This is a genomic window from Lachnotalea sp. AF33-28, from assembly GCF_003477885.1.
Classification (GTDB): domain Bacteria; phylum Bacillota; class Clostridia; order Lachnospirales; family Lachnospiraceae; genus AF33-28.
The window spans coordinates 322812-334664 of the sequence record NZ_QUEE01000003.1; the positions used below are offsets into that span (position 1 = coordinate 322812).

At 55.1% G+C, this 11853-nt stretch carries 9 protein-coding genes; 3 read left to right on the forward strand and 6 right to left on the reverse strand.

From position 1 onward, the window contains the following. The first annotated feature begins 99 nt into the window (after positions 1-99). The 3 genes from deoD to DWZ56_RS06080 all read left to right on the forward strand — a co-directional run bounded on the left by deoD (position 100) and on the right by DWZ56_RS06080 (position 2674). Positions 100-813, forward strand: coding sequence for a purine-nucleoside phosphorylase (gene deoD, locus DWZ56_RS06070; RefSeq protein WP_118555490.1), 714 nt, complete (start codon positions 100-102; stop codon positions 811-813). Positions 814-888: 75 nt separating this feature from the next. Then, on the forward strand, positions 889-2103 hold the full coding sequence (locus DWZ56_RS06075; protein WP_118555491.1) for an MFS transporter: 1215 nt from the start codon (positions 889-891) through the stop codon (positions 2101-2103). Positions 2104-2239: 136 nt separating this feature from the next. Then, a complete protein-coding gene (locus tag DWZ56_RS06080) occupies positions 2240-2674 on the forward strand; it encodes a pyridoxamine 5'-phosphate oxidase family protein (protein WP_118555492.1) in 435 nt (144 codons plus the stop codon). Here the strand turns inward: DWZ56_RS06080 and DWZ56_RS06085 are convergent. From DWZ56_RS06085 to pdxA, 6 genes are read right to left on the reverse strand one after another with little or no spacing between them, the layout of a single operon-like run. Further along, positions 2663-6001 (reverse strand): glycosyl hydrolase, encoded by a 3339-nt coding sequence (locus DWZ56_RS06085; protein WP_118555493.1) that lies wholly within the window; start codon positions 5999-6001, stop codon positions 2663-2665. The genes DWZ56_RS06080 and DWZ56_RS06085 overlap by 12 nt on opposite strands. Next, positions 5950-7782, reverse strand: coding sequence for a six-hairpin glycosidase (locus DWZ56_RS06090; protein ID WP_118555494.1), 1833 nt, complete (start codon positions 7780-7782; stop codon positions 5950-5952). Before DWZ56_RS06090 ends, DWZ56_RS06085 begins: the two co-directional genes overlap by 52 nt. 22 nt (positions 7783-7804) lie before the next feature. Beyond that, positions 7805-8956, reverse strand: coding sequence for an iron-containing alcohol dehydrogenase (locus tag DWZ56_RS06095; RefSeq protein WP_118555495.1), 1152 nt, complete (start codon positions 8954-8956; stop codon positions 7805-7807). Between the two features lie 41 nt (positions 8957-8997). Further along, positions 8998-9888, reverse strand: a complete 891-nt coding sequence (gene dapA / locus DWZ56_RS06100) for a 4-hydroxy-tetrahydrodipicolinate synthase (protein ID WP_118555496.1) — start codon at positions 9886-9888, stop codon at positions 8998-9000. Between the two features lie 53 nt (positions 9889-9941). Continuing rightward, positions 9942-10787 carry a helix-turn-helix transcriptional regulator gene (locus tag DWZ56_RS06105; RefSeq protein WP_158584467.1) on the reverse strand — a complete coding sequence of 282 codons (846 nt, stop codon included), beginning with the start codon at positions 10785-10787 and terminating at the stop codon, positions 9942-9944. 4 nt (positions 10788-10791) lie between these two features. Continuing rightward, positions 10792-11847: a 4-hydroxythreonine-4-phosphate dehydrogenase PdxA gene (gene pdxA, locus DWZ56_RS06110; protein WP_243095100.1), complete on the reverse strand. Its 1056-nt coding sequence runs from the start codon at positions 11845-11847 to the stop codon at positions 10792-10794. Positions 11848-11853: the final 6 nt, after the last annotated feature.

The following is an 11853-nucleotide window of genomic DNA, read 5'->3' on the forward strand; positions in this document are numbered from 1 at the left end:
TAAATCATCAGCCCTTAGTTGGTGACAGAAAAAGAGGCAGCACGCAGAGGCGTGCGCAGGTCATCAACCTAACGGTTGGTGACAGGAAGGAGGATCACTATGACAGCAACACCTACACCACACAACGAGGCCAAAAATGGAGATATCGCACAAACCGTTTTAATGCCCGGCGACCCGCTGCGCGCGAAATTTGTGGCAGAGAATTATCTGCAGGACGTGACCTGTTTCAATACTGTGCGCAATATGCTCGGTTTTACAGGAACCTATAACGGGAAAAAAGTTTCGGTCATGGGAGGCGGCATGGGCATCCCGTCCATCGGTATTTACTCCTACGAACTGTTTCATTTTTATGGCGTGGAACAGATTATCCGCATCGGTTCCGCAGGAGGGCTGTCCGACGATGTAAGGGTGCATGACCTTGTTATGGGAATGGGCGCGTGCACCGACAGCAACTACGCTTCCCAGTTTGGCCTGCCAGGCGCCTTTGCGCCGGTGGCGGATTTCGGCCTGCTGCGCAGTGCGGTCCATGCAGCCGAGAGCAGGGGGATATCGTATAAAGTGGGCAATCTGGTATCTTCTGACGTGTTCTATAATGACAATTTCAATGTCAATGAAGCCTGGAAGAAAATGGGCTGCCTTGCTGTGGAGATGGAGGCGGCAGGGCTCTATATGAACGCGGCCCGCTGCGGCAAAAAGGCGCTCTGCCTCGTGACCGTTTCCGACCATATTTTTACCGGAGAATCCCTTTCGGCAAACGAACGCCAGACCTCCTTCCGGGACATGATGGAGGTTGCTCTGGAAATCGCCCCTTAATCTTTTATTTTGGATTGACAGCCCACCCGAATTCTTTATAATAGGAAGCATATGTGTAATAAGGCGGGTAAAACAATGAAGATCAGACATAATTTCAAACACACGTTAAATGCGTGCTATCTGGGATACATCACCCAGGCCATCGTGAACAACTTCGCCCCCCTGCTGTTTCTGACATTCCAGAAAAGCTACGGGGTATCGCTGGGGAAGATTTCCCTGCTGGTGTCGTTAAATTTCGGCATACAGCTGATTGTAGATTTTCTGTCAGCGAAATTTGTGGACAAAATCGGCTATCGGACGTGCATCGTAGCGGCCCACCTGTGCGCAGGCGCCGGGCTGATCGCAATGGCTGTGCTGCCGCAGATCCTTTCCAACAGCTTCGCCGGTCTTCTGGCGGCTGTAGTCCTATACGCTATCGGAGGCGGGTTGATCGAGGTACTGATCAGTCCCATTGTTGAAGCCTGTCCGACGGACCGCAAGGAAGCGGCCATGAGCCTGCTGCACTCTTTTTACTGCTGGGGCCACATGGGCGTGGTGATCCTTTCCACCGTATTTTTTGCGGCTGCAGGGATCGGGAACTGGCAGTTTCTGGCCATCATATGGGCTGTCCTTCCTCTGCTCAATGCGGTCTATTTCATGCTGGTGCCGATACGCACTCTCACAGAGGAAGGTGGCGGAGCCAGAATACGGGATCTGGCAGGCATGAAGATGTTCTGGATCATCGTGATCCTCATGATCTGCGCGGGCGCCAGCGAACAGGCAGTGAGTCAGTGGGCATCCGCCTTTGCGGAATCAGCCCTGCATGTGAGCAAGAATATAGGGGATCTGGCTGGCCCCTGCGCTTTTGCCCTGCTGATGGGCATAGCAAGGATTTTAGCGGCAAAATACAGCGACCGCTTCGACCTTGAGAGGATCATGTTTGCCAGCGGCATTCTCTGTGTGGCCAGCTATCTGATGATCTCCTTCTCCCCGTCTCCGGTCATCGGGCTGCTCGGCTGCGCGCTGTGCGGTTTTTCAGTGGGCTCACTGTGGCCTTCCACCTTCAGCCTCGCGGTCAAACGCATCCCGGGAGGCGGCACAGCCATGTTCGCACTCCTGGCGCTGGCCGGAGATGTGGGCTGTGCCGGCGGGCCGGCCGTGGTGGGTCAGCTCTCCGCCCTATTTTCCGATAACCTGAAGGCCGGTATCCTGTCCACAATCATCTTCCCGATCCTGTTGATCGCCGGCATCATTGCGGTCAAATGCTTACAGAATAGCCAGGCACGCCAGGGTGTTACTGAAACGATATGACTGTAACTTAAGAGGAAGCACACTGAAGTGTGCGTAGGTCATCAACCTCCGGTTGGTGACAGTTTAAGAGGAAGCACACTGAAGTGTGCGCTGGTCATCAACCTTCGGTTGGTGACAGTTTAAGAGGAGAACACATATGAACGGATCTATACCGGAAAAAGCGCAGGAACTACTAAAGGAACGCTTCGGCCGTGATACTTTAATCGCCTTAGCCACTGTGACTGATGGCATCCCCAGTGTAAGAACGGTAAACAGCTACTACGAAGACGGTAAATTTTATGTGATCACATATGCGAAATCTGCTAAGATGAAGCAGATTGAGGCTAACCCTAACACAGCGGTTTCGGGAGACTGGTTCAGCGCTCATGGAAAAGGAATGAATCTCGGCTGGTTTGGCAAAAGCGAAAACAGGGATATCGCAGTGAAGCTGCGGCATGTGTTTAAGGACTGGATTGATAACGGGCACAATAATTTTGACGATGAAAACACCGTTATCCTATGCATCCAGCTCACAGACGGCACCCTGTTCTCGCACGGAACAAGATATGATTTAGATTTTTCAGAGAAGTGATAAAGCTTCCAGACAGCAGGGGGTTATAAGGCCATAGGGTTCCAGCTGATACTGCCCCGTCCTACCGCCCCCTTTGCCGCGGGACGACCCTGTTTCATCCGGTTTCTTACCGGCGGCCGGATGAAACGCACCGCAGCCCACAGGTTTCGCACCCTTTTCATATTCACTGAAGGGGCCCAGCATATTCCGCGGGGTTCCGTAGATTCTGACCTTGATCAGGTTCTCCCCTTCCGCCAGTTCATCCGTCACCTCAAAATATCCGGCGGACCTCCAGGGCACCTCATGAAGCCTGCCGTTTACGGTCACAGCCGCACAGGCCCCCGCAAAATCTCCGATACGGAAAAACAGCCGCCTTTCGGAAACGGCATCATGATACTCAAAATGGTAACAGTAGGATATGCTGCCGCAGTAATGGGGAAGTCCCTGCTTCGTCCAGTCTCCGGGCTGCAGGCTTTTTGGCATCTTGGTCAGATGCCGTCTTTCGTTCACGCCGAAATCCCCCAGGAGATAGCAGTCTTCCAGTTCCGTACCGTTTGTATAGCAGCAGGTCAGACGCAGCCTGTTATCCCCCTCTTTCAGATCCAAAAGCGGTATCTTTACAAATGCCCGGTCCAAAAAGAAGCCTTCCGGCTCCGTCAGTACCCGGACGCCGTTGCAGAATATCTCAAAAATCTCCGGATCCTCCAGCACCAGAAACGCTTTCTTTGGCACCTCTTCAATCTCAAAGCAAAACTCCAGTTCCACCGGCGTCCCATCATTCATGTGGGGCAGGCCCGCCCAGCGGTAGCGCTGCTCAATTCCGTTCTGATCCGTCGGCCTCATCCCTAGCCTCTCCCGTATCTCCTTCTGCGCTCTCCACACCTCTGTCTCTTCCGACCATGCATCCTGCTCCACGCGGTAAATGCAGCGGTTCAGGACCAGCAGGCCGGGGGCGTCCGCTTCTATGGGACAAATCTCCGGAAACTTATGCACAGTTCGGGCGAGATCCGCAGAGGTTTTCCCCAAACACCCGGCCACTTTTGCAGCTTTTTGTTCGTGGATCAAAAACAGCGCGCTGTCCGCCGGTCCCAGATTTAAACCCATTTTCAGGCTCCCGCCTTCCGTCTGAACCTCTTGCACACAAACAGGCGCGCCTTCAACCAGATCCCATCGCTCCGCTACACCCGTGATTCCAGGCAGGCAAACGCAGAGCCGCTCTGGCCGATATAGAGTTTCCTCCTGCTGGCATTCAGCATTCCGTGATCTCTCCATGCGTTTCTTAGAAGGCTCCGGCTGCCGGCTGTCTGCCAAAAAAAGAATCCAGCCGTCCTCTATGCGGCGCAGCTGATACAGCACTTGCTCCGCTTCCTTTCCGTCCGTGCCTGTAACGGAGATCCTCCTCGGGCAGAGCCGCTCCAGCAATATCAGCGCTTTCTCTACACTTTTTACGCTGCGGCCGTCAGTCAAAAGCCGAAAGCTGCCGCCCGCAGGCCTGCCTTCCGACAGGAAGGGGACGGGCTCCATAAATATCAGCGCGCCTCCGGCCCTTTCATATTGTTCCAGAAGCTCCCACGTGCTTTCCAGCATTGTATCCATCGGCGGAACAAGCACTGCGCGGTAGCGGCACCTCCCCACCTGAAGGCGCGCTTTGCTGACGGCGGCCAGATCCTTGAGGATCAGCTCATCCCCCAGGTCGAAATCATAATGCCGGCCGCACAGCGTTTTTAAAAGGTCATTAAATGCATCACCGAGAGCATCCACGGCCGGCACATCCCGCTCATTCCTTCTCACCGGATTTCCGTAAGGACTCGTGCCAAGCATGCTCCAGGCGGTGGAGGCCGGATGCAGCACCAGCAGATCCCTCACCGCTTCTCCCAGCGTCAGACAGAAGCTCAGCCTGGCGAAATAGTCCTCCACCGCCCGATTTCTCTCCCACCAGGTATTATTATAATGAAAGCTGGGCGGGTAATCCCGTTTGCGCATCCCTTTTAATGAATAAAAAGCCAGATGCTGACACCTCCGGTTGGCTCCCAGCACAAACTGAAAATCCCCGACCCACTTCTGCCCCTCCATCGTGAATTCCCATCCGGTGCCGGCATATGTCTCCGTCAGCACAGTTTTCCTGCCCATCTGCGCAGCCACGCCGGCGCATTGTTTCACGGTCACATATTCCTCCGCCTGTTCTCCCAGCCAGTCGATGCCCGGCACCTGCTGCCAGCGGTAATGGGGCATCACAGCTCCGTTGACCCGGGTACAAAGGCCCAGCTTATTCTCCTGCAGGAAATGGCCGGTATAGGAAATCCCGTTTTCTTCGCACCATGCGCCGATCCGGCCGGAATAGGTCCGTGAAAAGCGCATGCTGATCAGTTTCCAATAATCATGCCTCACCTTCCTGTACCCCTCCACCCGAAAATACAGTCCGGGAGCGGCATCCAGCAGGTCATAGCCAAATTCGTCCGCAAACTCCCGCTCCATTCCCCAAGTCCAGGGCATCCATCCTCTTACCGGTGAAAAAGCAGCCCTCCGGTCCGCAAGACTTGGCTCATCCGTAAAAATCCCCTTCACCGCACCGCCGAATTCATCCCCCAGAAGCGTCTTATACCGTTCATGGGTCTCCCTGATGAAGCAGTCCACCGCATCCGGATTCAAGAAGTCCGGCGGCGCTTCCCCATGGAACCATTCATGGGGCGCGCTGACCTCCTCCCGCAGCAGTAACAGTGTTCCCTCCACTCCCGCTGGAATGTCGGCAGGCTTTCCGTTTATGACAGGGATCCTTCGGTAACTGTTCAGCTCCATAGGGGAGTCATCGCTGACGGAGGCAGCATAGGCAGCCAAAAGCCTTCCTTCCGGTCCACATTTTCTGTCCTGCGCATCCGGCTTTTGGCCGCAGACCTCCATCGTCAGCCCCTTGCACCGGTAAGCATCCTGTCCCTGGGCGCAGACCCTGCCCGCAGCGCCGCCGGAGGGCCAGCGGTCTTCATCATACAGCCATGCCTCCAAGCCCAGACGTTTTGCTTCCTGCACCGCAGCCAGAATACAGCTCATCCACCTCTCTCCCATATACTCTATCTCCAGCCCTTCCCGGGCATGCATAAAAAATCCGCCGACACCGCCCTGATAAAGCAGGTTCACTTGTCGGCGGACTTCTTCTTCCTCCATCCTGCCGTTCCACGACCAGAACGGCAGAGAGCGGCAGGAAGCGGGCGGATGAGCCATCTGTTCGCAAAACCATCTGCCGCCCTCTGTTTTCTTTCCCGCATTTTTCACCGTCTCTTCCTCCGTCACTCGCAGTGTGCTCAATCGCTCCGCTTCTCCCGGCTCACCGCCCGAAAGCGGTGGATCCAGCATACAGCTCCCTTTTCCCGGCGCACATCTACCGGCAGATCTCCCAGTGTTTTATACCTGCCGCTGTCCTCCAGACTGTTGCGGTAAAGCGCCGCCTTTGTAGTAAACAGTGCACGCGAAATGCTGCCGACGGACTGGCTGAAGCGAAAACACTCCCGGCGCTCCGGCTGCGCTTTGCCGACAGAAAATTCAAACCGGTTTTCCACACAATCGGCGAAAAGGTTCAATTCTATCCACACCCCGGCCGTGTAACCGCTGAATTTATCCTCACGGCCCCCGGAGCGCACATAGATAAAGCCGTCACCTCCAAACCGCACCCGCACCGGCGCCGCGCCGCTGTCATTCTGCAGCTCTAACACCAGCCCGGCTTCTTCTGTTGCGCTGTCCACCCGTACGCACGCCGAGATGCCGATGCGCTGCCCCGCCTGAAAAATACGCATCGCCCTGCTCCTGTCGTAAGGATCAAAATCCTCCATGCGGATGCAGGGGCGTCCATCCTCCGGATGCGGGACACATACAGCTTTTGCCCAGACCGGGCTGTACAGATTCCATTGATTTGCTGCTTCCGGCGTCAGGATTTCCTCCACATCTTTCGGCAGGGAACCGGATACGGGCACAGGGACCCGGCAGACCCAGATATCCTCCTTATTGACGCTGTAGGTCAGCCATATCCCTTTATCTTCCGGATTCGGATTCCACTCACATATGCCGCGCACATACTGTGGCCCCAGATTCTTAAGCAGACCCTCATAGCGGCAGGGAGAAACCTCCGGCGTGACGGCCATCAGGCCGTCAAAATCCATGCCATTCTCTCCGGTGATCACGGCCAGAGGCCAGCGGTGGGCTCCGTCCGTACTCGGATTATAAAACAGCGCATAACGGCCGTCCTCCGTCCGCTGCCCCCACACCTTGCCCGTGGAGGTTTCCAGGGTGGGACAACGCACAAGCTGTGACCATTCGTTTCCGTTTTGATCGGTCAGACAGGCCATGGATTCTTTAAAAACCGCCATCACCCGGCCGTCAGGCAGGCTGTAAGAGGATATAGCCTTTCCTCCCCTGCTTCCAAAAAATTCCTCGTCCAGCCGTTCTTCCTCCCACCACTGCTGACGGATCAGCCGGTTATCCAGCAGCTCTTCACAGGCTCTGCGAAATCCCGCATCTTTGCTCATCCGGTAATCAGGAAATACCGCTCCTTCATATCCTCCGTACCCGCTCCTGTCATTTCTGCGCAGAAAGCAGACCGGGGAAAAACTCCCATCCTCATAGATCTCCCGGACCACCCGTCCCAGCCCGTATCCGTTGTTGGGAGCGGTGTCCGGATCCGAAGAAAACCCGTAAAAGCCAAGGACCAGCAGCCGGTCCTCACCGGATACATAAAATCCCATGCGCTGGTGCATGACGCAGTCCCAGGCTTTCCCTTTATATTTTTCTTCAACCCGGTCTCTTCCGGGCCCACAGTAAGGATCAAACGGAACGCGAAGGGGAGGAAATACCACCTCCGGTTTTCCCCAGCCAATGCCGTCATGTGAGGTCACGAGCAGAGTCCTGGAGGGTGGCACATGCTCGCTTACCGGATCCGAGAGATACTCCAGAAAGAAACGTCTCCGCCAGTAAGCCAGCATCGGGGCGTGGTTATAAGTCCACCGGTATACCTCCTCATCGGATTCTCTGCAGGCCCTGACCACCTGAATATTTTTCACACCCGGCACATGGGGCAGCCCCCCGTCCTGAAAGCGTATATCCGCCTTCTGTCTGTTATGGCACCGTATCAGTTCTTCACCCATCTTCCTTCCTCCCGCCGTCTAACTAGGAAAGCATCCCTCTATAAATCCTCTCCACATCCGCAAGGCATAAATCCGCCGGACAGTTGTCAAACAGCCTCCGGTTTTCCAGCGCCTTCTCTGCCATCCGTCCGCAATCCTCCGCTTTCACACCAAACTGCGCCAGGCCGCAGTCCATGCCCAACTCCTGCTGTATATCCCGCATCGCCGTTATGAGGCGTCCGGCTCCGTCTTTTGGGCAGGCTCCGTTTTCCTTTATCAGACAGTGGCTTGCGATGTGCTCCATCCTCTCTCCGGCGCTTTTTCTTATTTCCTCCATACCCGGAACGAGCAGCGCAGCGATCCCCTTACCGTGGGGCACATGATACTCCTCGGCCAGCGGATAGGCCATGGCATGTACAACATGCGTGGAAGCCGTCACCAGACATACGCCGGCATAAAACGACGCCAGCAGCATATCCTGCCGGGCATCCGCAAGATTATCCCTGCAGGCCGGAACCAGGCTCTTAAAGATCAGGCGCATGGCTTCCAGCGCAAACATATCGGAATACGGATTCGCCTTTTTGCTGACAAAGCTCTCCATGGCATGGGAAAGCGCATCAAAGCCGGTGCTTGCAGCCAGCGCCTTCGGCAGGCCGGCGGTCATCTCTCCGTCCAGAATCACCGTATCAGCGATCATCTTACGGCTTACGATGCCCATCTTCTGTTTCTTCTGCCTGTGATACAGGATGGCATTGGGCGTGGCCTCCGCCCCTGTTCCCGCCGTTGTGGGAACAGCGAACAGCGGCAGGCCTTTCTTCTCTATCAGCGCGGGATTCTCCGGGCTGCGCGCAAACTCCGGATTCACCGCAATCGCGCAGTAAAGCTTTGCCGTATCGATCACGCTGCCGCCCCCGAATGCCAGCACCGCGCCGCATCCTCTCAGCGCTTCGCTGCCGCAGAGCCTGTTTATGGATTCGAAATCCGGCTCCCCATAGATCCGGTCATAAATCCTTACGCTGCAGCCGCTTTCTTCTATCCGTGCCAGCACCTTCTCCACACAGTCCAGATGTATCACCGCCGGATCAGAGATCACTCCGGCGCTCCTTATGCCGTTCTCCAATAAAAGCTCCGGCAGCACATTGACCGTGCCAAGTCCTTCCACAACCTTTTTCGGCATCTCCAGTATCGCTGACATAGTCCACCTCCGCTTTGTATCCGCATTTTTATAACGGACATCTAATTCCAGTCTTTATAGTATTGATCCAGTACATCCGCTATGCGTCCGTCCCAAGCCTCATAATCCCCTCCAAAAGGGCTTCTTACCGGTCCTACCGGCCATCCCAGCAGATTCTGCGCCCGTTTAATCACCGTATTTGGATTGCCCAGCTTCATGCAGTCCCGGATAGCCCGGATCCCGTCCTGAATCAGCACCGCCTGTTTAAGATCGCCTGCCTTCCAGCTGTCATAGATGGACGCCAGTTTATTGGGGAACAGGTTTGCGGTGCCCGCAATGCCGCCGGCTCCGCCCGCCGTCAGCGTGGACAGGATCAGCGAATCATTGCCGGACAGCACCGGAAATTCTCTGCCGGTAGCTTCCAGATACTGCAGGGTATTGTCAAAATTTCCGCTTGAATCCTTGATTCCTATGATGTTGTCCACCCCTGCCAGAGTCTCCAGTGTCTGACGGGATATGCTGCAGCCTGTCCTGGCAGGTATGTTATAAAGAATAACTCCGATATCGATGCTCTTAGCCACAGCCTTATAATGCTCCACCAGCTTTTTCTGGCTCACCTCTCCGAAATAAGGCGTAACCACGGATACAGCATCAGCCCCCAGTTCCTGGGCTTTCTGCGATAGAAAAACCGTATCCTTTGTGGTCACGCATCCCGTCCCCACACATACAGGCAGCCGTCCCCTGTTCTCCTCCAGCACGACCTCCATCACCCTCAGCTTCTCTTCACAGCTTAAAGCATAAAATTCTCCGTTGGTCCCCAGGCAGAACAGTCCATGTATCCCGGTATTTATATACCTCCTGACCTGGTTTCTAAGCTCTTGTTCGCAGAGCTTTTCATCTGCCGTCATCGGCGTGGTCATGGCTACAATTATTCCCTGTGGTATATAACTCATACTGTCTCCGTTTCTGCATCGGCACCCGGCGTTTCCTCTTTCGGGCACCGCAGTCAGCTGCGGCAGTTTTCCCGGAAAGCGCTGGGCGTGATGCCCGTATAGCTTTTAAATCTTCTTGAAAAATAATAGGGGTCTTCAAACCCAACCGATTTCGCCACCTGAAGGATGTTCAGATCTGTATGGCTTAACAGATACACCGCACGGTCCAGCCTCACCTTATTGATATACTCGGTGATGGACAGTCCCTGCATCTCCTTGAACCTGCGTGAAAAATAATAGCGGCTGTAATTCACGTACCTGCATATACTGTCCACATCGATCTTATGGTAATAGTTCAGGTTGATATACTCCACCGCCCTTGTAACGGATTCCAAATCCCCGGAACCCGACAGCTCCTTTAACTGTGTCCGCAGTGTTTGGGCGAACACCGCATCTACCAGCGTGTACAAGAGCCCCATCACCCTGTACGCGCTTCCTCTCTCTTCCAGCGTTTCATCATTCAGAAGCTCCAGGAGGTCCCCCACCTCCGGGCGTATGCCGCCCTCCAGCACGGTAATCTGGCCGCTCATTTCCTTCCAACGGCCAAACTCCCTATTGTTGCCGACCTCGATGGACAGCCAGCACCACTCGCTGTGCCTTCCTTCAAAGTGGAAGGTTCCCGAAACGCCGGGATACAGGCACAGGATATCGCCCTTCCCAAACCGGCAGTCCGCACGCCGTCCTTCCACGCCGTCCCTGCCGTCGAGCCATCCGTCTCCATCCAGTATAAAATAAAGATAGAAGAGATGGGTGACGCTGTGGTCGGCCTCCATCGGTCCTTCCCTTACAGTCCGGCAAAACTGGATGGGTTTCAGATTCTCAGCCGAATGATGAAAGCTGATAATTTTTCTGTCTGGCAAAGCCTTATAAATTTCCAGATCCGGAGCAGACCATCTTAACCGCGTATTCCACCGCCTCGGCCAGGGACGCCTCGGACGCCAGGTTTTTGCCCGCGATATCAAATGCTGTTCCATGATCTACGGATACGCGTATGACGGGAAGTCCAAGGGTCATGTTTATGCCGTTCACCGCGCCCTGTGTTTCTCCCTTTTCCCAGACAAATCCGGCCAGCTTAACGGGAATATGCCCCTGATCATGGTACATGCAGATGCACAGATCATACTGTCCCCCTTTCAGCTTGCAGAACACCGTATCGGGCGGCACAGGTCCGCAGACATCTAATCCGCGCTTGGCAGCCTCTTTTACCGCAGGGATGATCTCCTCCAGTTCTTCCGTGCCGAACAGCCCGCCTTCCCCGCAGTGCGGGTTCAGGCCCGCCACAGCGATCCTCGGCCGGTCAATCCCCAGCTGCTTCAAGGTTTGAACAGACAGATCAATCACCTTCAAGATCCGTTCCTTTTTTACCAGGCCGCAGGCTTGACGAAGGGACACATGCGTGCTGATATGGGCTACCCTCATGCCGCCGTATGCCAGCAGCATCGCATAATCCTTTACATTTGTGTAGTGCGCATAGATTTCCGTATGTCCGGAGAAAGCATGGCCCGCCAGATTCATGGATTCTTTGTTTAGCGGAGCCGTAACATTGGCGTCCACTTTTTTCTCCAGTGCCAGCTCGATCGCCCTCTTCACATAGCAGAAGGCCGCGTCTCCGCAGCGGCTGTCCACCGCCCCCATCGGATAATCCGTACCGGTCAGACAGCCCTGATCCATCAGGTTCAAAGTGCCATCCTCATAAATACCGCCTGCCGGGTCATCTGTCAGGTGTATCCTAAGCCTTATGCCGGTCTGCTCCATAGCCCTTTTTACCGCACACAGATCTCCGATCACCAAAGGCCTGCATACACCGTGTATCCAGTGACCGCCCAGGAGTTTTACCGTGATCTCCGGCCCCACACCGGCCGGATCACCCAAAGTCAAAGCTACCAGCGGTTTTTTATTAACCAGCTTCCCATCTTCCATATGTAT